Origin of the sequence: Brevibacillus ginsengisoli, assembly GCF_050113715.1 — a bacterium.
In the GTDB taxonomy this organism is placed as follows: domain Bacteria; phylum Bacillota; class Bacilli; order Brevibacillales; family Brevibacillaceae; genus Brevibacillus_H; species Brevibacillus_H ginsengisoli.
The window spans coordinates 162,526-183,905 of the sequence record NZ_JBNJQR010000002.1; the positions used below are offsets into that span (position 1 = coordinate 162,526).

Annotated in this window: 24 protein-coding genes; 23 read left to right on the forward strand and 1 reads right to left on the reverse strand. The window is 44.9% G+C overall.

Translation table 11 applies throughout. The features are described from left to right. The first annotated feature begins 68 nt into the window (after positions 1-68). The 14 genes from ACQCN2_RS04370 to ACQCN2_RS04435 all read left to right on the forward strand — a co-directional run bounded on the left by ACQCN2_RS04370 (position 69) and on the right by ACQCN2_RS04435 (position 12,430). Complete coding sequence (locus ACQCN2_RS04370) at positions 69-1,169, forward strand: prephenate dehydrogenase (RefSeq protein WP_426927676.1); 1,101 nt, start codon at positions 69-71, stop codon at positions 1,167-1,169. 23 nt (positions 1,170-1,192) lie between these two features. Next, the gene (aroA, locus tag ACQCN2_RS04375) at positions 1,193-2,485 is read left to right on the forward strand and encodes a 3-phosphoshikimate 1-carboxyvinyltransferase (protein ID WP_426927677.1); all 1,293 of its coding nucleotides are present in this window, start codon (positions 1,193-1,195) and stop codon (positions 2,483-2,485) included. A gap of 344 nt (positions 2,486-2,829) precedes the next feature. Then, the gene (locus tag ACQCN2_RS04380) at positions 2,830-3,954 is read left to right on the forward strand and encodes an amidohydrolase family protein (RefSeq protein ID WP_426927678.1); all 1,125 of its coding nucleotides are present in this window, start codon (positions 2,830-2,832) and stop codon (positions 3,952-3,954) included. Between the two features lie 153 nt (positions 3,955-4,107). Then, entirely contained in the window at positions 4,108-4,701 is a 594-nt protein-coding gene (locus ACQCN2_RS04385) for an RNA polymerase sigma factor (protein ID WP_426927679.1), read from the forward strand. Then, entirely contained in the window at positions 4,698-5,324 is a 627-nt protein-coding gene (locus ACQCN2_RS04390; protein WP_426927680.1) for an anti-sigma factor family protein, read from the forward strand. The genes ACQCN2_RS04385 and ACQCN2_RS04390 overlap by 4 nt, the downstream gene beginning before the upstream one ends. A 168-nt stretch (positions 5,325-5,492) precedes the next feature. Beyond that, a complete protein-coding gene (locus tag ACQCN2_RS04395; RefSeq protein WP_426927681.1) occupies positions 5,493-6,449 on the forward strand; it encodes a tetratricopeptide repeat protein in 957 nt (318 codons plus the stop codon). Positions 6,450-6,765: 316 nt separating this feature from the next. After that, a complete protein-coding gene (locus ACQCN2_RS04400) occupies positions 6,766-7,893 on the forward strand; it encodes a hypothetical protein (protein WP_426927682.1) in 1,128 nt (375 codons plus the stop codon). A gap of 9 nt (positions 7,894-7,902) precedes the next feature. After that, entirely contained in the window at positions 7,903-8,100 is a 198-nt protein-coding gene (locus ACQCN2_RS04405; protein ID WP_426927683.1) for an IDEAL domain-containing protein, read from the forward strand. 98 nt (positions 8,101-8,198) lie between these two features. Then, complete coding sequence (locus tag ACQCN2_RS04410; protein WP_426928167.1) at positions 8,199-8,633, forward strand: DUF2487 family protein; 435 nt, start codon at positions 8,199-8,201, stop codon at positions 8,631-8,633. A 227-nt stretch (positions 8,634-8,860) separates the two neighbouring features. Then, entirely contained in the window at positions 8,861-9,379 is a 519-nt protein-coding gene (locus ACQCN2_RS04415) for a QcrA and Rieske domain-containing protein (protein WP_426927684.1), read from the forward strand. Continuing rightward, positions 9,380-10,051, forward strand: coding sequence for a menaquinol-cytochrome c reductase cytochrome b subunit (qcrB, locus tag ACQCN2_RS04420; protein ID WP_426927685.1), 672 nt, complete (start codon positions 9,380-9,382; stop codon positions 10,049-10,051). Positions 10,052-10,080: 29 nt separating this feature from the next. Continuing rightward, positions 10,081-10,872, forward strand: a complete 792-nt coding sequence (locus ACQCN2_RS04425) for a c-type cytochrome (protein ID WP_426927686.1) — start codon at positions 10,081-10,083, stop codon at positions 10,870-10,872. 94 nt (positions 10,873-10,966) lie between these two features. Next, positions 10,967-11,566 carry a DUF1405 domain-containing protein gene (locus ACQCN2_RS04430; RefSeq protein WP_426927687.1) on the forward strand — a complete coding sequence of 200 codons (600 nt, stop codon included), beginning with the start codon at positions 10,967-10,969 and terminating at the stop codon, positions 11,564-11,566. Positions 11,567-11,614: 48 nt separating this feature from the next. Further along, the gene (locus tag ACQCN2_RS04435; protein WP_426927688.1) at positions 11,615-12,430 is read left to right on the forward strand and encodes a sporulation protein YpjB; all 816 of its coding nucleotides are present in this window, start codon (positions 11,615-11,617) and stop codon (positions 12,428-12,430) included. A gap of 81 nt (positions 12,431-12,511) precedes the next feature. Here the strand turns inward: ACQCN2_RS04435 and ACQCN2_RS04440 are convergent, their stop codons facing one another. Then, complete coding sequence (locus tag ACQCN2_RS04440; RefSeq protein WP_426928168.1) at positions 12,512-13,372, reverse strand: YitT family protein; 861 nt, start codon at positions 13,370-13,372, stop codon at positions 12,512-12,514. 182 nt (positions 13,373-13,554) lie between these two features. On the opposite strand from ACQCN2_RS04440, the gene ACQCN2_RS04445 reads away from it, so the two are divergent. The 9 genes from ACQCN2_RS04445 to panC all read left to right on the forward strand — a co-directional run bounded on the left by ACQCN2_RS04445 (position 13,555) and on the right by panC (position 21,330). After that, a complete protein-coding gene (locus ACQCN2_RS04445; protein WP_426927689.1) occupies positions 13,555-13,887 on the forward strand; it encodes a nucleotide pyrophosphohydrolase in 333 nt (110 codons plus the stop codon). 7 nt (positions 13,888-13,894) lie between these two features. Then, positions 13,895-14,701 (forward strand): 4-hydroxy-tetrahydrodipicolinate reductase, encoded by an 807-nt coding sequence (gene dapB / locus ACQCN2_RS04450; protein ID WP_426927690.1) that lies wholly within the window; start codon positions 13,895-13,897, stop codon positions 14,699-14,701. Between the two features lie 44 nt (positions 14,702-14,745). Continuing rightward, positions 14,746-15,141, forward strand: coding sequence for a methylglyoxal synthase (locus ACQCN2_RS04455; RefSeq protein WP_426927691.1), 396 nt, complete (start codon positions 14,746-14,748; stop codon positions 15,139-15,141). A gap of 6 nt (positions 15,142-15,147) precedes the next feature. Next, a complete protein-coding gene (bshB1, locus tag ACQCN2_RS04460; RefSeq protein WP_426927692.1) occupies positions 15,148-15,852 on the forward strand; it encodes a bacillithiol biosynthesis deacetylase BshB1 in 705 nt (234 codons plus the stop codon). A gap of 30 nt (positions 15,853-15,882) precedes the next feature. Then, complete coding sequence (gene bshA, locus ACQCN2_RS04465) at positions 15,883-17,046, forward strand: N-acetyl-alpha-D-glucosaminyl L-malate synthase BshA (protein WP_426927693.1); 1,164 nt, start codon at positions 15,883-15,885, stop codon at positions 17,044-17,046. A 123-nt stretch (positions 17,047-17,169) separates the two neighbouring features. Further along, positions 17,170-18,426 carry a CCA tRNA nucleotidyltransferase gene (locus ACQCN2_RS04470; RefSeq protein ID WP_426927694.1) on the forward strand — a complete coding sequence of 419 codons (1,257 nt, stop codon included), beginning with the start codon at positions 17,170-17,172 and terminating at the stop codon, positions 18,424-18,426. After that, positions 18,389-19,372: a biotin--[acetyl-CoA-carboxylase] ligase gene (locus tag ACQCN2_RS04475; RefSeq protein WP_426927695.1), complete on the forward strand. Its 984-nt coding sequence runs from the start codon at positions 18,389-18,391 to the stop codon at positions 19,370-19,372. The genes ACQCN2_RS04470 and ACQCN2_RS04475 overlap by 38 nt, the downstream gene beginning before the upstream one ends. A gap of 249 nt (positions 19,373-19,621) precedes the next feature. Further along, complete coding sequence (gene panB, locus ACQCN2_RS04480; protein WP_426927696.1) at positions 19,622-20,482, forward strand: 3-methyl-2-oxobutanoate hydroxymethyltransferase; 861 nt, start codon at positions 19,622-19,624, stop codon at positions 20,480-20,482. Further along, positions 20,479-21,330 (forward strand): pantoate--beta-alanine ligase, encoded by an 852-nt coding sequence (gene panC / locus ACQCN2_RS04485; protein WP_426927697.1) that lies wholly within the window; start codon positions 20,479-20,481, stop codon positions 21,328-21,330. Before panB ends, panC begins: the two co-directional genes overlap by 4 nt. Positions 21,331-21,380: the final 50 nt, after the last annotated feature.

Sequence of the window (21,380 nt, forward strand, 5' to 3'; positions counted from 1 at the left end):
CCTTTATGAAAAACGTCCAGACGTTTTTCACAGAAAAACCCCGGATACATAGAAAGAGGGATGTGGAGATGAAAACAACCATTGCTGTTCTTGGCGTGGGGCTAATTGGCGGATCAATCGCCAAGGCTCTGCGTGCAAACTCCGATTATCGAATGATCGGCTATGATGTACGAGATGATTATGTCGATAAAGCGCTAACGAATGGTGTAATCAGTGCGGGAACGACGAACCTGAAACACGCAGTACAGGATGCCGACGTCATTATTGTAGCAACACCAGTTGAACAAATTAATGAGTTACTTAAGCGATTATCGGATATTACTCTAAAACAAGGAGCCATTGTCACGGATGTGGGCAGCACCAAGCTTCAAATCATGGAGTGTGCGAGCAAGCTGACTGACAAAGGGGTGTGTTTTATCGGGGGTCATCCGATGGCTGGATCGCATAAATCCGGCGTGGATGCCGTCAATGAACGATTATTCGAGAATGCCTATTATGTTCTCACACCCGGTCCCAATTCGACAGACGTGCAGGTAGAGAAGCTAAAAGAAATTCTATCCTATACCAACGCGAAGATCGTGATCATGGATGCTGATGAACATGATCGAGTGGTAGGTGCGGTTAGTCATTTTCCACATATTCTAGCGGCTGTTCTTGTAAATCAGGTAGCCGGCTACAATAAAGAGAGTGATTGGCATCAACGTTTAGCGGCGGGAGGCTTTCGAGATATCACACGGATTGCATCCAGCAATCCTCGGATGTGGCGAGATGTCCTGATGAGCAACCGCGATTTTTTGCTGCAAATCGCCGAAGATTGGCAACAAGGATTAAATGAAATCATGGCGCTGGTAGCAGATGGGAATCGAGATCAAATTGAGGAGTTTTTTGCTTCGGCAAGGGACTTCCGTGAGAGGTTACCGGAGCGACGCAAGGGCGCTTTACCTTCATTGAATGATTTGTACATCGACATTCCGGACCATCCAGGCGAGATTGGGCGGATTACCACCTTACTTGGCGCAAAAGATATCAGCATCAACAATATCAGTATTTTAGAGGCTCGTGAAGATATCTTTGGGGTGCTGAGAATTACGTTTCGGAGTGAGAGCGAATTGGAAAAAGGTGAAGAATTGCTCCGTTTCTTCGAATACAACGTCTATCGACTCGACTAGGTTGGCAAGGGAGGAAACTTACTGTGCTAAAGATTAGACAAGCTGCGAGAATTGATGGAAGAGTAAAGGTTCCAGGTGATAAATCAATTTCCCATCGAGCCGTTATGTTTGGATCGTTGGCGGAAGGGGTGACCCGGATTTCTGGGTTCTTGCCAGGTGCCGATTGTTTAAGTACGATTAGCTGCTTTCGTCGAATGGGAATTGAGATTGAGCAGGATGGTGACAAAGTTACCGTTCATGGCAAGGGCTGGTACGGACTAAAAGAAGCGGAGGACTTTCTGGATGTGGGGAATTCCGGTACGACGATTCGATTAATCTCAGGTGTACTGGCCACACAACCTTTTCATTCTGTATTAATTGGGGATGAATCAATTGCTAAGCGCCCGATGCGTCGTGTGGTGAATCCGCTTCGTCAGATGGGGGCCAAAATCGATGGACGCAAAAACGGCGAATTCACTCCACTCGCAATCAGAGGCACTGGACTTACAGGTATTCACTATCAATCACCAGTAGCCAGCGCGCAGGTGAAGTCAGCGATTCTTCTTGCCGGGCTCCAAGCAAAAGGAACGACATCCGTTGAGGAGCCGCTTTTGTCGCGGGATCATACTGAGCGCATGCTGAGAGCGTTCGGTGTTACAGTGAAACAAGAAGGCCTTCGTGTATCGATCGAGGGAGGACAAACTCTGAAGGGCCGTGATATTGAGGTGCCCGGAGACATATCTTCTGCAGCTTTTCTGATTGCGGCGGTTATGATGATACCCGAGAGCTTCCTGATAATTGAGAACGTTGGAATCAATCCATCTCGTACAGGAATTATTGATGTGGTTCGGGCGATGGGCGGAAGGATTGACATCATGAACGAACGAATCGTCAATGAAGAGCCGATTGCGGACCTGCATGTGTACCATTCCGCTTTACGTGGTACGACCATTGGAGGGGATGTCATTCCGCGTCTCATTGATGAGATTCCGGTCATTGCGGTGATGGCTACTCAAGCGGAGGGGCAAACGATCATTCGTGATGCTGAAGAATTGAAGGTAAAAGAAACCAACCGAATTGACACGGTAGCTACAGAGCTTGCGAAGTTCGGGGCGAAGGTAACACCTACGGATGATGGAATGATCATAGATGGTAAAACTCAACTGACCGGTACCCAAATTGACAGCATGGGAGATCATCGTATCGGGATGGCGATGGCCATTGCCGGTTTGGCCGCAGCAGGGGAAACGACAATCTCCAACGCTGAAGCGATTGAGGTTTCCTTTCCCAATTTCGATGAGATCCTCAAGCGTATTACGAGCACTGTTCATTCGTAATAGAATCAAACCAATACAAGAGTCACCTGGACAGTTTCTGTTGAGGTGACTTTTCTTCTTTATTCTTAAATATTTTAAAATTTTAATAAAATCTGAAAAATCAATTTGACAAGCGCTTACATTTGGGTATAATTAAAAATACAGTATGGTTTCTCTCCACTCCTATCCAATATAATTTTAGCACGAATCGTGCTACCGCCGTTTTGAATGCGCTTACATAGCGACGGCGGTTTTTTTTTGTCTATTTTTATTTTTGTGCGTTTTGTTGGAATTTTTTGTGCCTTCCTACATATTCTCGTACTAATGACCTTTTGTATGGGAGATGGACGAAAGGGGTACGGAAGATGGACGAGACCTTGATCTTAAAAGGTGGAACGATTCTCAACGGCTATCAATCGATACAAGCAGATATTTGGATTAAACAGGGGCAAATTCAAGGAATCATTCCTGATTGGAAACTGCTAAGCAAAAAGGCAGTTAGTCAGCCAAAGCCAGAGCAGATTATCGATGTGAGTGGGTTTTATATTTTGCCCGGATTTATCTCTATGAGACAGGAAGCCAATAGACTATTGCAAGGGACAACCCCGATCGAACAACAGCTACGTCCATTGATTGAACAGGGGATTACCAGCTTTATGGATGTCTTGCCAGTGGATTCATGGCTGGGATTGGAGAGAATTCTTTATCTGTTATCCGGATATCAGGAGAGCCAGCTTGATTATGCGATTCGAATCGGATTGCCTGCCGAACTTTTTACTTACGATCATGTAAGGGAGTTGGGTAAGGCATCTTTTCAATGGCTTCAGGTCAATCTCCATTCGATCAAAGAGTTGGATAGGATCGATTGGGACAGGTTGTATCCTTACCTTTCGTTTCATCATGTGGCACTCGCTTTATCCCTATCTAAAGAACAAGGACTTACACCTTCCATTCGGGAGAATATCGTAAATGAGTGGACAAACACGTGTCGATACGGAAATATTCGAACGCTTGTTCAGGATCAATCCAAGGCAAAAGTCAAGGAAAATGACTATTACCAGCTTCACCAGTTAAATAGCAAGGCCATTGTGGATCATTTGAATGTATACAAGCAAAACTGGTACGCGCAATATCCTGTTCTTGCATCTTTGGAGGATTGGAGGGAGCCGATCTCTACGAAGGATTGGACAGCTGAGCAGCTCTTACATTTACTTGTAAGATTAGGCTCTGCGAACGTCGCTAAGACAATTGGCATCTATCCACGAAAAGGGAGTATCACACCGGGAGCAGACGCTGATCTTTTATTAGTCGAGAAATCTGAATGGTTGACAAAATTTGAACGATACACTATGCTCGAAATTAGCGAAATATGTCTTCCAACATATGTCATGTCGAATGGCCGTTGGGAGTATCTGTTCGGCAAACATGTTCATAATCAAAGGCTTGGACAACATTTACAGGTTTTAAAACCCTATAATTATGCCATTTAACCCCAGGTTTGGGGGTTTTTTCGTAAAGGATTCTGTCAAATAAAGCCGAAAGAAAATGTATGGAAATTGAGCGCAACTTTTGACGCCTCCATCGGTCTAATGAAGTAAGAGAGCCGATGGGGGATCGGCATCACTTGGGGAGGTAACCTCTGAATGACCGATTCCCGATTAATTCGTGAAATCAAAGAAGGCAATGTCGAATGCTATGCTGAGTTAATTAGAAGATATGAGAAGAAAATTCTCACATTTGTCCTACATATGCTGCGTCAATCTCATGTGGAACATATGGCGGAGGATATCTGTCAAGAGACCTTCTATAAGGCCTACAAAAGCATTCATTCGTTTCGTGATGTAGAAGCTACTTTTTCAACGTGGCTGTACACGATTGCTCGTAATACGGTATTAAGTGAACTGCGCAAAAGTCGAAATTCTGACGTGTATCTCGAGGACACGCTTCAGGAGCCGATTGCCTCTCATGAGAGGCTCCCAGAACAGCAGTTACTTCGAACGGAACGAGAGGTATTGGTACGCCAGGCAATCAACAGCTTGCCAGAAAAGCAGCGCTCTGCTCTCATACTTCGTGAATATGAGCAGATGGATTATAACGAAATTGCGACTATTCTTGATTTAACTGTTAGTTCTGTGAAATCTCTGCTTTTTCGGGCTCGGCAGAGTATCAAAATACAGTTAGAGTCCTATATCGTGGACCCTTACCTTGAAGAAGCCGAAGGGATGAATAAACGATGAAGTGTGAAGAAGCCCAAGAAATTATGATTGAATACTCGGATCAACTGCTGCCAGAGGTGACCAAGCGTAGAGTCGACCAGCATCTTGCTTCCTGTGCATCTTGCAAGAAAGAGTACGACGATTGGATGGAGAGCAGCAAGTGGATTCGTATGGACAAAGAACAGTCTGCTCCAGTCGTCTCGACCAAATCAATTGTGGATGCTGTCATGGCACGCATTCTCTCTGAAGAGAAATGGGCGATTCCAATCGGTAAAAAAGTTTTCACCCTAACGGCAAGAATGCGTCGAATTGGAGCAAGCGCTGCCGTAATCCTACTGATGCTTTGCGGGTTTACCATCTTCGCGAATTCTGGACAGGATGCTAATATAGCCAATGCGGATTATTCTGGACAATCCAAAACGGAAGTTGTCTCTTCTGCTATTACGACATCAGACGGTATTGCCGAAGTGAGCTCTGAGCCCATGATTGATTCTGCGACCGCTTCTGCTGCTCAACCGATGCCTGCACCTGTGATCGATAATGCTGCAACTCCTGTATCTGGTGGTCCGAATTACAGTATTATCCTTAGTTTCTTTGGGATTTTAATTACAGTGATTGCCATGAGCTGGATGATGCGAGCTTAACTAAACAGACGTATCAAAAAGACTGTCCGTGACAGTCTTTTCTTCGTTTCATCGTCATACATCCTATTCCGCGTTTTCAATCTGTCAACGGTAGGTATTAAAGACAATCGCGAACCTTGACCAGATACGGTATACTAATAAGGTCAATCGAGTAAAAGAGGTGCAGACATGCCGAAAAAGTGGATTCAAGTTATTCATGAAGCTGTTAAAAAAATCGAAAACAATGAAGTGGAACTTGGTATACAAGTATTGCAAAAAGTGCAGGAGCATGGAAAGGAATTGCCTGAAGTCATGCTGTACCTAGCGGATATCTGGTATCAGTTGGGGCATTTTAATCAAGCGGCAGAAATTTTAAGAGACATACATACATCTACTCTCAATCTTCCGGCGGAGCTGCGTCAAGACGCAGGACTACTTTTGGCTGAAATTTATTTGGAAGAAGGGGACTTCGAACAAGCACAAACCCTCTTGTATCAAATGAAAGAAGAGGGATCTCAAGATGTACAACTCTATTTACTTCTAGCCGATCTTTATGCTGTGCAGGATTTAGAAGAAGTGGCTGTGAAGTACCTGCAAACGGCTTTTGACATGGCCCCCGAAAATGACGATATTCGGGCAGCGTTAGGCGAGATGTATTCGCGTCTAGGTGAAATGGACAGGACAGTCGAGTTATTAAATGATTCCGAAGAGCACGCGCTCTCTACCTTGTTGTTGCGTGGACGTATGATGGCTCAGCAGGGCGAATTTGAGCAAGCCTACGAGGCGTACAAGCATGCTTTCTCTATTGAACAATCCCCAGAGGTCATGTTTGGCTGCGGTTTGATGGCGTTCTACGTTGGGGATTTATCTGAGGCCAAGCGATTTATTGAGATGCTGCTCACGGTCGATGAGGAGTATGTGACAGCTTATCCTGTTCTCTCTGATATTTACCTTTCCAGCGGTGAAACAGAGCCAGCCATCGAGGCTCTAAAAAAATACGTCGAGCTTTCCGGTTTCGATCTTGATCAGATTAGACGATTGGTAGCTTTGTTGACGCAGTCAGGACGTTACGAAGAGGCAAAAGAGTATCAAACCCTATTACAGCAATGGGATACTGAAGAAGAGGAAGAAGATTCAAACCAATAGATGACAATTTCGAGTTTATCGGTTGGAGGAAGTTGCGTATGCAGCTTCCTTTTTTGTATTATCGGAATGTTTAATCACTTTATAGAGGTAAAGCGATTAAACATTCCTTCCATTTGCGCAAGCCCGCCAAGAAAAGATTCGTCCGCTCAAAGCTCATTTTAAGCGAAACAAAGCGCGAGAGAACGGAGCGGACAGCAATTGCTACAGACGAACTTAAACAGAGCGTAGAGGGACGAAGTCTTTTCTTATTGGTTTTATCTTTCCAGATCTTGGCTAGAATGGATAGCAAGAAATGAAAAGATAGAAGGTAGTCAAAATGAATTTGGCAGAGATCATGGTCTATACGGACATTAAAGTGCTCCACCAAATTGCTCAACATTATGGACTCACATGCGATGTTCACTCCAAGAATGAGCTTATTACCACACTATTAATGAATGTGAAACAACGAGATACGATTGTCCAAGAGGTAGAACAGCTTACCCCCAGCGAGAGCCATTTCTTGTTGTTACTCTTTTTTGACAAACGTAGTCAATATTCGTTGGAAGACTTGCTCGCCAAAGGGGGTATTGCGGTTGAGACGGTCGACGTGGAGCGTAAGGAAGGAGTGCGAAAACTTATTGCCAGCGCACTAAAGCGGGGATGGATTTTTCCCGCAAAAGGTGGCGCCACCGGTCAGTTTCAGGTCCCTAATGATCTGCGAGAACCGTATGTCCAGGCGCTGTTAGATAGTTGGAAGTTGAAGTCTCCACTTGGGTCCAGACAAGCAGAAACGGTTTTGGCTTATCGGGATGAAGGTGTGGCCGCTTGCGATGATCTTCTTCAAATCCTGCGTTTCATTGGGAATGAACCGATCCCACTTACCGCGGAAGGTGGAATGTACAGAAGGTTTCAGGTCCAGTTGCTTAAGTTTTTGACTATACAGGAAGAACCTCTCGCCCCGCAAAAATGGCGTTTTGGTTATGGATTGCATTTTGATTTATATCCGGAACGATTTAGTCTTCTGTACGATTACTGTTACTATCAACGCTGGATTCATGAGACTAGTTCCCAAGTGGAAATTACCGAGCATGGCTTTGAACAGTTGAAGAAGTCTTATAACCAACAAACGTATCATGATTTGATTAACTTTTGGATGAGGCTGTATAAAAGGGCAATCCCCAATATGCCGATGATCGTACAAGTCATCCCGTTTATGTCCAAAGGAAAGTGGATCGCTCAAGAAGAGATTGAACAGACACTCCTCAAGTGGGTGAAGCCTTTTTACTATGATGATCCAATCAGTATTTTGACGAATCGAGTGTTGAAAATGATGGTTCATCTTGGACTTTTGAAGGTGGGCGAATCCGCTACGGGAGATTGGCTCTACGCAAGTACAGATGCTTGTCAACAATGGCTCAGACAATATAACGGTTTTGTGGAATCTACGATATTGTTGAAATGAGGGATACGAATGGAGAGACCTAACTTCTTTACACAGAACATGGTGTCAGGATTGTTATCGGAAATGGTCATCGACGAGCAAGTCAGGACGTATCGAAAAAGAACATTGTATGAACAAATCGATGAAGCGTTGACCATGAAAAACAAAGAACGTTTCTACCAGTTAACCACCGAACTCCGAGAGATTCTGGCACTCGAAAAAACGTAAAACAGGTTCATTGAAAGCAATCTACAATCATGGTATTGTTTAGGAGATTGACATATCAATCTATTTTGAACGAATCCAGATTGAAGAGGGTATGAGTGATGCAATGGACGCTAAATGATTTACACAATTGGGAGGAGTTGCGTGAGCTAGTAGATACCGCACTTCTCCCTCTTTATTTGTATCGGCCTTCTATATCATTACCGATGCAAGCCAACCGCATGCAATATTTAATGGAGCTCGCTGTAGCGATTGAACAGAAGTTAAAAGGACGTTTGCTGCTTTTTCCTCTGGCTTATCGCAAATGGGAAGAGAGTGTAGAGAGTGAACTTCCAGAAGAGTTGCCTTTTACGTTTGTGTTGCGGTTCTCTGGGGACAACTGGCTGTTAAAGAGTGAGCTTGCCGATTCACCAATCCACTATTTAACGATATCAGATGAAGAATTGGATTCTCGCGTACGATTTGAAGTCACTGTAGACGTCTGTTACCAACAAATTATCAAAACCTGGCAGCAAAAAAGTCTGCAAATGAAATAAAATTGAGAATTCAACATAATTGTCGAATCATGTAAATAAGGATGGTTGTTTCCATTTATGACAAATTGATAACAATCGACAAAGAAGCTGATTTCCGTCTGCCAGAAGTTGGTTGGACATTCTTGACATCTAAAAAGGCGTTAGCTATGATTGTTTTGATCTACTGTTATTATTTGTATGTCGAATTCCTTGTTACGTATTTTACAGGATAAGGAGGGGAATATGAGATGAGTGGTAAACAGGAAATTTCCAGACGAACGTTTTTGAATTATGCTTTGATGGGAACTGGCGGTTTCCTAGCTGCGGGAATCATCACACCAATGTTACGTTTTGCTATTGACCCTGTTCTGAAAACATCAGCCGGTGGAGATAAAGTAGCGGTTGGAAACGTAGATGATTTTGGTCCAGATCCTAAGCGTGTGGATTTTAAGGTTCATACCAAAGACGGTTGGTACGAATCTGACTCCGCCATGTCAGCATGGGTAAGGAAAATGGAGGACGGTACAATATTGGCGCTTTCTCCAGTATGTAAGCACCTGGGTTGTACAGTAAGCTGGAATGATAATTCAGAGTATCCTAACCAGTACTTCTGTCCTTGTCACTTTGGCCGTTACACAATCAATGGTGAGAATATTTTGGGAACGCCTCCATTGAAGTCTCTTGACGAGTACGAATCAGAAGTAAAAGACGGCAAGCTTTACTTAGGAAGAACAAAAGAAAATCCACGACCGGGGGTGGCTGGCTAGATGATGCAGAAGATGTACGATTGGGTGGACGAGCGCTTGAACATCACCCCGATGTGGCGTGATTTAGCCGACCACGAAGTACCAGAGCACGTGAACCCGGCACACCACTTTTCCGCGTTCGTCTATTGCTTTGGAGGATTAACCTTCTTTATTACTGTCATTCAAATTTTGTCTGGAATGTTTTTGACGATGTACTATGTTCCAGATATTATCAATGCTTATGAATCCGTGAAATATTTACAGAACGAAGTGGCGTTTGGGTCAATTGTTCGCGGAATGCATCACTGGGGCGCAAGTCTCGTAATTGTTATGATGTTCTTACATACGCTTCGTGTTTTCTTCACTGGAGCTTACAAAAAACCTCGCGAGCTCAACTGGGTTGTGGGTATGCTGATTTTCTTTATCATGCTTGGTCTTGGCTTCACAGGTTATCTGTTGCCATGGGATAACAAAGCATATTTCGCAACAAAAGTAGGGCTTCAAATCGCAGATACCATTCCACTCATTGGGCCGTACGCTAAAACATTGTTGACTGGCGGTGAAATCGTTGGTGCCCAGACATTGTCTCGCTTCTTCGCAATCCACGTCTTCTTTATGCCAGCAGGTTTATTTACTCTCTTGGCTGCTCACTTTGTAATGATTCGTCAGCAAGGTATTTCCGGTCCGCTATAAGCTGTCTTCGACAATAAGGAGGAATTAGCATGGCTAAACATGATAAAGATGCTACCTTCGTCGGAGACTCACGGATTTCCGCGAAGCGCATCCCAAACATTTCACCTTCCTACTCCGACTTTCCAGGGAAGTCTGAGCCTTTCTGGCCGAACTTTCTCTTAAAAGAGTGGATGGTTGGTGCAGTGTGTTTGGTTGGATTTTTAGTATTGATTGTATCAGAGGTTCCTGAGTTAACTGGAAAAGCGAATCCGACCGATACAAGTTTCGTTCCATTGCCAGACTGGTATTTCTTGTTCTTGTATCAATTGCTCAAAGCTCCTTGGGCTGCAGGGAAATGGGTGCTCTTGGGAACTCTAGGTATTCCAGGGGTTGCTTTTGGGGCATTATTACTGGCTCCTTGGCTTGATGCGGGACCTGAACGCCGCGCCTTCCGTCGTCCGATCGCTACAGGGTTGATGCTTCTTTCGCTCGTTGGAATCTTTTATCTAACCAATGCGGCGATGGTAGAGCATAACGCCAAACATGCGAGCAACCATGGCGGTGGAGCAGGTGGAGGTCAAGCAGCGGCGCCTGCAGACCCGAGCTTTAAGCCGGATGAAATTTGGACGAAACAAGCTTCTTGCCAAGGCTGCCACGGTGCCAACATGGAAGGTCAAATGGGTCCGAACCTGCAAAAGATCGGAAGCAAGTACAACGCTCAACAAATCGAGGAGATCATCGCAAAAGGCAAGACTGGAACTATGGGTGCTATGCCTGGCGGAATGATCAAAGATCCAGCTGAAGTGAAAAAACTTGCTGAATATATGGCAACCTTGAAATAATTTGATATAATAAGTTAGGAAAAGCTGGCTAACATGGTCAGCTTTTCCCTTATAAAAGGGGCAGAGTTAGGCTATCCGTATAGGAGAGATATTCATGAAGTGGGCATGGGAGTGGTTCTGGGGATCTTTAGGGAAACCCTGGTTTCTCTGGATATTACTCATAATCAATTTTTTGGGAACAATCTATGGTTTCATCTGGTATGGCAATCAGTTGGCAGATACACCAGCAATGCTAAGGATTTTCGTGCCTGATAGCCCTACGGGTAGCGGCCTGTTTACCCTCGTGCTTTTGAGTTATTTACTGGGACGTCATTTTCCTTTTCTTGAAGCGCTGGCTGGTATTACCAATTTCAAATATGGAATATGGGCGTGTGCCATTATCGTGTCTGGATGGATGCTGGGTAACGAAGTGCACTGGACAGACATTATGCTGCTTACATCTCATGCGGGAATGGCAGTGGAATCAGCGTTGTATACCAAGTTCTATCGCCTCAGCTGGCTTCCTGTGGGCTTTGCGGCGTTATGGACGTTAAATAATGACTTTATCGATTACGTGATGGATACACACCCCTGGTTGCCTGATCAACTTGTTCCTTACACGACGATCGTTGGTTTATGTACGGTGGCGCTTAGTCTGGTTTCCATCGCTTTGATCTGGTATCTGAACGATCGGCTTACAAGAAAAAAGGTCTAATCTTGTCCTCCTTTCCATAGTCTGTACTATGGGAAGGAGGTTTTTCGTTTGAAGAAAAATATGAAGATTTTACTGTTCTTACTCGTGGTTGGACTCCTGCTGGCTGTACCGATCAGTAATTTCTTTCAGTTATTTGATGTTCCCCCTACTCAAGAACAGATAGGGAAATTAGATAAATTAGCGGACGAAATGCTGGAAGCTGCGAAAAAAGGGGATATGGATACAGCGCGTGTCCGTTTGAACCGTCTGGCTGAAATGTTCCCCAATCAAACGTTGCCCGTTACCATTCGGATTGAAAGCTTGAATGCGATCACTCAGTCTATCCTTGCTGCTAAACAAACGTTCTCTTCTGCGAAAGCGGGGGAGGATCTATATATCTGGCACGCGACCAGAGTAAGAGTGGCCATTGATGCATTGAGCCACGAACATCAGCCGATGTGGAAAAATTATTATCCTTCCTACAGTGATCAAATGCAGCATTTGTTACAGGCCTCGGTAGAAAGGAATGCGGGAATGTTCAGGGCACAGCTTGAGGAGAATTACCGACTTTTCCTCGCCATTCGTCCCGCGATGAGTATTCATCTGAAAGAACAGCAGATGAATCTTATCACCACAAGTTATGAACAATTAACAAAAGAATTGAAGAAGGAGAATCCTGATTGGCAGATGGTAAGAGAAACGCTGAGAGATCTTCATTCGACGATGCAGGAATCCTTCTCGGGAAATGAGACAAGTGCATGGGGAGTTCTGGTTGAACCGGGTTCTCCGTTTATGATGATCATGACGGTTTCCCTGGCGGTTACGCTTACGCTTGCCTATGTGGCATGGAAGAAATATTCAGGTGAACAAGGAAAACTTGTGTAAATGTGAACAGCCGATCCTAAGGAGGATCGGCTGTTTTGTATAGATCTTGCTATGTCCATGCTAAGTTTATTGAGACTTCATTTAATTGTGCAGTGGCTTTTTATTTTCATCCAACGTGAAACCTTCACCAAGCACTTCATGCACGTCGTTCACTACGACGAATGCGTGGGGATCAATTTCTTGCACGATATTTTTATAGCGCGCCACTTCATTGCGGGCTACGACACAGTATACGACCTCTTTATCCGATCCGGAGTAAGCCCCTCTTCCGGACAACAAGGTAACACCTCGTCCAAGATTCAAGAGCTCTTGGGCGACATCAGTGGCATGTTCGGAAATGATGGTTAATGCTTTTGCCGCGTACGCCCCGTCTTGTAAGAAATCGATTACCCGTGCCGCGATAAAAACGGCTACCAAGGTGTACATGGCGCTTTCGACACTTAAATAGACAAGGGAAGAGCCAATCACCAGGATATCGCTTAGAAATAAGGTTCGGCCGATACTTACTCCAAATTTAAGTTGGAACCATCGAGCGATGATATCAACGCCACCCGTTGTACCCCCGTAGCGAAAGATAATTCCCAATCCGGTTCCCACCGTCACACCGGCATAAAGGGAAGCGAGTAGACGGTCCTGCATCACTGCTGGATGAAGAATGATATCAAAGATAGAAAGTGCGGCGGATAATGAAAGTGTTCCAACGATGGTATAGATGAATGCGGTTCGCCCTAACACTCTCCAGCCGATGATGAAAAGGGGCACATTGAGAGCCAGGTAGACAAGACCTTGATCAAGCGAGGGAACCAGGAGTTTAATGATAATACTGATACCGGTAATCCCGCCTTCAGCCAAGCTGTTTGGAATATTGAATTGATTAATGCCGAAACCCATAATAATTGTACCAATGATGATGGCCAGAATGCTTTTCAGCCTGATTTGCACCATTCCCTCACTCCTTATATCAATGATGAATAATATGGACATGGCTTCCAGAGCCATTATAATCGAGGTTTTTCGGCTTGTCCAATCTGTGATACACTATTAACCGTACATGATTTGGCAAATCGTGTTTGTATACGTTACGATAGTAAGAAACCTGACGGTATTAAGACGAGGAGGCTGTTATGGATCAAGCGAAAACGATGCGTGAGATTCAACAGGAAGTCGATCAATACATATCTCAATTCAAGGAGGGGTACTTCTCGCCGCTCGCGATGATGGCCCGAATGACCGAAGAAGTGGGAGAATTAGCACGTGAAATCAACCATTATTATGGAGAAAAACCTAAGAAAACAGATGAAGAGGCAAAAACCATTGATGAAGAATTAGGTGACGTTCTGTTTATTGTCATCTGTTTTGCCAACTCGTTGAATATCGATTTGCAAGAAGCGTTTGATCGTATTATGCACAAGTTTAATACGAGAGACAAAGATCGTTGGACACGAATAGAGGAGTAGAACACAAATGAACCATTCCAAGATTAAAGTTGCTGTTGCTGGCGCAAGGGGCCGTATGGGTCAAGAAGTGGTAAAAATGTTGCTTCTGGAAGAACAGTTTCAATTTGTCGCCGCTATTGATACCAAGTTCAATGGTGAGGACATTGGGAAGTTTGTCGGGGGAAAGGAATTAGGAGTTCCGATCTACACGTCAATAGAGGAAGCTTTTACGACAAAGAAACCGGATGTACTGGTTGACTTTACGACCCCGCAGAGCATTTACCATCATATGGATGTCGCCTTGTCACATCGTGTACGACCTGTAGTGGGTACGACCGGGCTTACTGCTGAACAAATGGATGAATTAAAAAAGCGCTCCAGTGAATCGGGAGTCGGAGCCATTATTGCGCCTAATTTCGCGATTGGAGCCATCCTTTGTATGAAGTTTGCCAGTATGGCGGCGAAATATATGCCGCATGTGGAGATTATCGAGCTTCATCACGATAAAAAACTGGACGCACCAAGTGGAACAGCATTGAAAACAGCCGAACTAATTGCAGAGGCGCGCACGATGGTCTCCCAAGGACATCCAGATGAAGAAGAGAGTATCAAGGGTGCCCGAGGTGCTGAATATAACGGTTTCCGCATTCATAGTGTTAGATTACCGGGAATGGTAGCCCACCAGGAAGTTTTGTTTGGAGCAACGGGACAGACCTTGTCCATTCGCCATGACTCCATTAATCGGGAATCGTTTATGCCTGGCGTCAACATGGCTATCAAAGCGGTCATGAATCTCGATCGTTTGATTTATGGTTTGGAACACTTGATTGATTAGCATAAAACCTAGAATAAGTTGATCCTTTTAAGGAGAAATGAACGATGAAAATAGCGCTAATCGCACATGATCGTAAAAAAGAAGAAATTGTACAGCTGGCTGTGGCCTATGAAAATATTCTTTCTGGACACGAGTTGTTCGCAACAGGTACGACGGGAACACGCATCATGGAGAATACCCATTTAGATGTGACTCGCTTCTTGTCAGGGCCACTCGGGGGCGATCAACAAATTGGTGCCATGATCGCTCAGAATCAAATGGATATGATTATTTTCTTACGTGATCCACTGACGGCACAACCGCATGAACCAGACATTATTGCGCTCTTAAGATTATGTGACGTGCACAAAATTCCATTAGCCACCAATATGGGAACCGCGGAAGTATTGCTGAAAGCACTTGCGCAAGGGGATCTTGACTGGCGACAAGTAGTAAGCTGAGAGGGTATGCATATGAAACCATTAGATATTTTAGCGATTGGCGCTCATCCCGATGATGTCGAGATTGGTGCTGCGGGAACGTTAATCAAAGCGGCCAGAAGCGGCAAGCGTGTTGGAATTATGGACTTGACGTATGCGGAATTGTCCTCAAACGGCACGGTCGAACGCAGACAGGAAGAAGCGGCAGCTGCGACGCAATTGATCGGGTTGGCTGAGCGAATCCAGTGTGATTTCCCAGACCGTGGGTTAGAGGAAGTAAGATCGGAAGCCATTCGCAAAGTGGTAGATGTGATTCGCGAAACTCGTCCAAACGTTGTCATCGCGCCATATTTTCAAGATCGACATCCTGATCATGAGAGTGTCAGTCGAATTGTCAAGGAAGCGATATTTAACGCGGGTATCCATAAATATCAAGGATATCAAGCATTACCTGCGTATCGTCCGAGCAAGTTTTATTATTATTTTATCAATACAACGGTTACACCTAGCTTTTTTGTCGACATAACCGACATATATAGTGAGAAAACAGCCGTGCTTTCTTGCTATCGTAGTCAATTCGAGCAGGAAGCTGGAAGTGTTGTGACCCCATTGAACAATGGATACATCGAGTTGGTGGAAGCAAGAGAACGATTATTTGGACAACAGGCTGGAACAACATATGCTGAAGGGTTTGTAAGCTCAACTCCACTCGTCTTGGATTATTTGCCATAGGCAGAAAATAGGGCAAAGGAGAGCTTTGAGATGAACATAGGAATTACGTGTTATCCAGCGTTGGGAGGTTCAGGCGTCGTAGCGACAGAGCTTGGCAAGTTGCTGGCTGAACGGGGGCATAACGTTCATTTTATTACCTCGGGTATGCCATTTCGCTTAGGACAGTTTCACCCCAATATTTTTTATCATGAAGTTGAAGTGAATCAATATGATGTGTTTAAATATCCGCCTTACGATTTAACTTTAGCGAATAGAATGGCCCAGGTAGCGATGAACGAAAATCTGGACATCTTACATGTTCATTATGCGGTTCCTCATGCACTCTGCGCCTATTTGGCTAAACAAATGGTCGGGGAACATTTGAAGGTTGTGACTACGCTTCACGGAACAGATATTACAGTCCTTGGCTATGACCCAAGTCTGCAAGAGATGATTCGTTTTGGGATTGAGCGAAGTGATATGGTAACAGCGGTTTCACAAGATCTGATCGAGGAGACTGCAGAACTTCTTCAGGTGAGCAAAAAGATTGAGCTTGTCTATAATTTTGTGGATAAGCGTCGTTATTATCGTCGTGAAGTAAAACAATGGAAACAAATGTTTGCTCCTCATGGTGAAAAAATCCTCATGCACATTTCCAACTTCCGTCCGGTGAAACGTGTGGCCGACGTCATGGAGGTGTTTGATCGAGTTCACCAAAAAATTCCTTCTAAGCTGTTGTTAATTGGTGAAGGACCTGATTTATCGTTAGTTCGCAAAATGGTTTGTGAACGTGAACTAGGTAATGACGTGATCTTTTTGGGGAAACAAGAGGATGTTGCTGAAGTCATTTCGTTAGCCGACATCATGTTGTTGCCTTCTGAAAAAGAAAGCTTCGGTTTGGTGGCCTTGGAAGCAATGGCATGTGGTGTTCCGGTTGTCGCTACAAGGGCAGGGGGAATTCCTGAAGTTGTTCTAGATGGTCAAACCGGATTCCTGAGCGAAATTGGCGACGTGAACAAAATGGTCCAAGATATTATGGTGCTTCTGACGAACGACTCATTGTACCAGGAGTTTTCTCGTACATCGGTGGAACGATCCTGTAATACCTTCTGTCATGATACCATTGCCTCCCAGTATGAGAGGTTGTATCTGAAGCTGCTCGGTCGGCATGAGGAGTCAACCCTTAATCCATGCTCCTTTAATGCTTCGGTTTAAATATCCGAAGCATCTGCAATAATTTTGCAATTAAGATCATAAAGCCAAAGAATGCTCTCATCTCAATTCTGACTCCTTTCCATTGTGTTGATGAGTCGGTATTTTAGAACAGGAGGAATTGTGGTGTTGAAGCAACTTGCAAGTGAACTGATTAAAGAATTAGAAAGCAATGGATACGAAGCTTTTTTCGTTGGAGGATGCGTCCGGGATTGGCTCATGAATAGACCCGTACATGATATAGATATATGTACGAATGCCCATCCCTGCGACGTCAGCCGAATTTTTCCGAATCATATCCCCACTGGATTAAAGCACGGCACCATTTCCGTGAAGCATGGCGGTCATTTGTTTGAAGTCACGACTTACCGTACGGAAGGAAAATACTCGGATAATCGCCGGCCAGACGAAGTGATGTTCGTCGCTGATCTGACGGAAGATTTGGCGCGCAGAGACTTTACGATGAACGCAATAGCAATGTCCCGTACTGGAGAAGTCATCGATCCATTTAACGGTCAATCCGATTTAGATAAGAAGATCATCCGGGCTGTCGGAGATCCGGCTACTCGATTCCAAGAAGATGCCCTGCGGCTGTTGCGTGCTGTGCGTTTTGCCGCACAATTAGGCTTTACGATCGAGGAGAAGACCAAACAAGGAATGGAAGTAACGGCAGTCTATTTATCACGGATCGCCATGGAACGGATTCGTGATGAAGTCTTAAAGATGTTTGCGAGCGATTATCCACTGCTTGGGTTTGAGACAGTGAATAAAACCTCCTTGCTTCAAGTATTTCCTCTTCTCCACAATCTATTTCAGATGGCTGAATCCCAAGTTTGGCGACTTGTGCATGTCCCTTCAATTCAGCAGAAGGTGGCTTTCGTCTGTTTTGCCGGATTGAAGGATCAAGCGGCGGCGGATACCGAAACAATATGTCAGTTCATTCGATTATCCAATAAAGATCGGGATTCCATTACCAATTTGGTTACGATCCTCTCGAGACTGAAACCTGTTTGGGATCACCCCCATTCTATTGAGTGGGGACCTTTACTGGTCAAATATGGACAAGTTGTCTGTGAACAGGTGGATGTGATACTACAGGCAATCTGGTGGAGGAATCGAGACGGACTGAGTACAAAGCGATTAACGGAAACGTATCAAGAAATGCCGATTCATCATCTTAAGGAATTAGCGATTAGCGGCTTAGAGCTGCAACAAGCCTTTGACCGTAAAAAAGGCGAATGGATTGGCTGCACGCTTCACTATTTAGTTGAACAGGTAGCCCTGCATCACTTACCGAACACCCCAGAGGAACTGCTTATGGCTGCACGAAAAGAGGTGGAAAAGAATGAACATCAAACAGGAGATATTGAAGGCGTTTCATGACCATCCTGACCAATTTATATCAGGTGAAGAATTGAGTCATACTTGCGGTTGTTCCCGAACAGCTGTATGGAAGCACATTGAGGAGCTTCGGCACGAAGGTTATGAGATTGAAGCTGTCCGCAAATCGGGATATCGTTTGCTTACGGCACCTGACAGTATTTTGGGAGAAGAGATCATGCTGAACCTCGATTCCCGATGTATTGGCCGGAATGTGATTAGTTATGACAGTGTAATGTCGACGCAACCGCTGGCACATGAAGCAGCCGTCAAAGGAGCCGTCGAAGGCACCCTGATTATTGCGGAGGAACAGACTGGCGGGAAGGGTCGAATGGGTCGACCATGGCACTCTCCCAAAGGAAGCGGAATTTGGATGAGTCTTATCCTGCGGCCTGATATTCCATTGCCAACCGCCCCGCAAATCACGTTATTAACAGCAGTCGCCATGGCGAAAACCATGCAAGAAGCTTTGGGCGTAGAGGCAAAAATTAAGTGGCCCAACGATATTTTTATCAACGGTAAAAAAGTTTGCGGTATTCTCACTGAATTGAATGCTGAAGCCCATCAAATCAAGTACTTAGTGGTAGGTATGGGGATCAACGCCAATTTATCCTTGCAAGAGTTTCCGCCTGAGCTGCGAGAGATCGCTACCTCTTTACAGATTGAAGCAGGACGGCCGATTCGGCGCGCAAACTTTATTCAAGACTTTTGCCGGACGTTTGAGCGGTTGTATGAAGGCTATCTGGAACATGGATTTGCTCCGATTCGCGCCGCGTGGGAAGCGAATTCTTATACGATTGGCAGACAGGTACAAGTACACTCTTCACAGACACCGCTGTCGGGTACAGCGATTGGGCTTGATCCAGATGGTGTATTAATTGTACAAGACGCACTTGGTCAAGAACACAAGGTCTATTCTGCTGACGTGGAATATGATGCAAAAAAATAATGAATCTGTTATACTTCCGTAGTGAGGCTGTATCGCTCTTCTATAGCGAATGGCACTCATCGGAAGTTCTTTGTTTTACCATTCATTTTACATTCTGCTCTGAGCCAATCAGGACCGAGACAGAAGGACATCCAATGTATCGTCATTACACATGGACGACCTTCTTTGCTTTGGTAAAAGAGGGTTTTTTGCATTTGGGTGAGTTCGTGTTGGTTGAAGGCGAAGAAGCAAGACGAGGTGGGGGAAGCCATGTTAGGTAAAAGTGCTCCTGTAACAACATCGGATCTTCGCAAAGCAAAACAGGAAAAAAGTCCAATCGCAATGGTAACAGCGTATGATTATCCATCTGCGAAAATCGTGGACGAAGCGGGAGTCGATATGATTCTCGTCGGTGATTCACTGGGAATGGTCGTACTCGGTTATGAATCGACAATCCCTGTTACGATGGAAGACATGATCCATCATACCAAGGCGGTAACTCGAGGCGCCAAGCGAGCGTTTGTGGTCGCGGATATGCCTTTCCTCAGTTACCATGGTACGCCTGAAGAAGCGATCCGCAATGCTGGACGCCTGATGCAGGAGGGGCTTGCCAAAGCAGTGAAAATCGAAGGCGGTCTGGAAGTCGCACCTTTGGTGAAACGGATGACGCAAGCCGGAATCCCGGTAGTCGGTCATATCGGGTTGACACCGCAGACTGTTTACCAGATGGGCGGTTACAAAGTGCAAGGAAAAGATATCGAAGCTGCTCACCGATTGATAGAAGAGGCTAAAGCGCTTGAAGAAGCGAATGCTTTTGCCATCGTTCTGGAATGTGTGCCAGCCGAAGTCGCTGCCAAAGTAACCGAGAGTGTCAGCATTCCGACAATTGGAATCGGAGCTGGTGCTGGTTGTGATGGACAAGTACTTGTCTTCCACGATATCCTAACCTATGCTTCAAGCCTAAAGCCCAAATTCGTGAAACAATACGCGAATGTTGGTGAAATGATCTACCAAGCTGTTTCCTCTTATGTTGAGGAAGTGAAGGACAGACGTTTCCCGGCGCGTGAACATACATTTGCAGCATCTGAAGAGACGATTGCACAATTATATGGTGAAGGAGTTAAGCTATGATCCAGGTATCGACCATCACCGAATTACGAAGCTATTTGAAAGATAAACGTCGAGAAAATCTTACAGTAGGGTTTGTTCCGACGATGGGATATTTGCATGAGGGCCATATGAGCTTGATCCAAGCGGCGAAAGCGCAAAGTAATGTGGTTGTCATGAGTATTTTTGTCAATCCGTTGCAATTTGGACCTAACGAAGATTTTGATCGTTACCCACGCGATATAGAGCATGACCGAACATTGGCGGAAGCGGCTGGTGTTGATTTTCTGTTCACACCAAGCGTTGAAGAGATGTATCCAAGAAAAATGCTGACACAGGTTATGGTTTCTCAAGTAAGCGAATCCTTGTGTGGCAAATCTCGACCAGGTCATTTCGATGGAGTTGCCACCGTAGTGTCGAAGCTCTTCCAAATCGTGCAGCCTGATAAAGCCTTCTTCGGTCAAAAGGATGCGCAGCAAGTCGCCGTCATCGAACAAATGGTGCATGACTTGTCTATTCCTGTTGAAATCGTCCCTTGTCCGATTATACGTGAAGCAGATGGACTGGCCAAAAGCTCCCGCAATGTCTATTTAAAAACAGACGAACGCGAACAGGCATTGGTTCTAAATCAAAGTCTCCAGTTGGCGAAAGAAAGAATAGCCAAGGGTGAACACTCAACCGAAACCCTCGTGGAGATCGTTAAGGCCACCATTGCAGAGAAACCGCTTGCCCAAATCGATTATGTGGAACTTTTGAAGTATCCAGAATTGGAAGTGGAATCAGAGTTGCAAACCGGTGAGACTTATTTGCTTGCGTTAGCCGTGAAGTTTGGTGTAACGCGTTTGATTGATAATGTGATCATAACTATCTAATTTGTCGTTCTCATAGAAATTGACACCCAACCATTTTGAGGAGGAAAACA

Coding starts and splice junctions, on each gene's coding strand:
- ACQCN2_RS04370 (WP_426927676.1), top strand. CDS start 69: ATGAAAACAACCATTGCTGTTCTTGGCGTGGGGCTAATTGGCGGATCA.
- ACQCN2_RS04380 (WP_426927678.1), top strand. CDS start 2,830: ATGGACGAGACCTTGATCTTAAAAGGTGGAACGATTCTCAACGGCTAT.
- ACQCN2_RS04385 (WP_426927679.1), top strand. CDS start 4,108: ATGACCGATTCCCGATTAATTCGTGAAATCAAAGAAGGCAATGTCGAA.
- ACQCN2_RS04390 (WP_426927680.1), top strand. CDS start 4,698: ATGAAGTGTGAAGAAGCCCAAGAAATTATGATTGAATACTCGGATCAA.
- ACQCN2_RS04395 (WP_426927681.1), top strand. CDS start 5,493: ATGCCGAAAAAGTGGATTCAAGTTATTCATGAAGCTGTTAAAAAAATC.
- ACQCN2_RS04400 (WP_426927682.1), top strand. CDS start 6,766: ATGAATTTGGCAGAGATCATGGTCTATACGGACATTAAAGTGCTCCAC.
- ACQCN2_RS04405 (WP_426927683.1), top strand. CDS start 7,903: ATGGAGAGACCTAACTTCTTTACACAGAACATGGTGTCAGGATTGTTA.
- ACQCN2_RS04410 (WP_426928167.1), top strand. CDS start 8,199: ATGCAATGGACGCTAAATGATTTACACAATTGGGAGGAGTTGCGTGAG.
- ACQCN2_RS04415 (WP_426927684.1), top strand. CDS start 8,861: ATGAGTGGTAAACAGGAAATTTCCAGACGAACGTTTTTGAATTATGCT.
- qcrB (WP_426927685.1), top strand. CDS start 9,380: ATGATGCAGAAGATGTACGATTGGGTGGACGAGCGCTTGAACATCACC.
- ACQCN2_RS04425 (WP_426927686.1), top strand. CDS start 10,081: ATGGCTAAACATGATAAAGATGCTACCTTCGTCGGAGACTCACGGATT.
- ACQCN2_RS04430 (WP_426927687.1), top strand. CDS start 10,967: ATGAAGTGGGCATGGGAGTGGTTCTGGGGATCTTTAGGGAAACCCTGG.
- ACQCN2_RS04445 (WP_426927689.1), top strand. CDS start 13,555: ATGGATCAAGCGAAAACGATGCGTGAGATTCAACAGGAAGTCGATCAA.
- dapB (WP_426927690.1), top strand. CDS start 13,895: ATGAACCATTCCAAGATTAAAGTTGCTGTTGCTGGCGCAAGGGGCCGT.
- ACQCN2_RS04455 (WP_426927691.1), top strand. CDS start 14,746: ATGAAAATAGCGCTAATCGCACATGATCGTAAAAAAGAAGAAATTGTA.
- bshB1 (WP_426927692.1), top strand. CDS start 15,148: ATGCATATGAAACCATTAGATATTTTAGCGATTGGCGCTCATCCCGAT.
- bshA (WP_426927693.1), top strand. CDS start 15,883: ATGAACATAGGAATTACGTGTTATCCAGCGTTGGGAGGTTCAGGCGTC.
- ACQCN2_RS04475 (WP_426927695.1), top strand. CDS start 18,389: ATGAACATCAAACAGGAGATATTGAAGGCGTTTCATGACCATCCTGAC.
- panB (WP_426927696.1), top strand. CDS start 19,622: ATGTTAGGTAAAAGTGCTCCTGTAACAACATCGGATCTTCGCAAAGCA.
- panC (WP_426927697.1), top strand. CDS start 20,479: ATGATCCAGGTATCGACCATCACCGAATTACGAAGCTATTTGAAAGAT.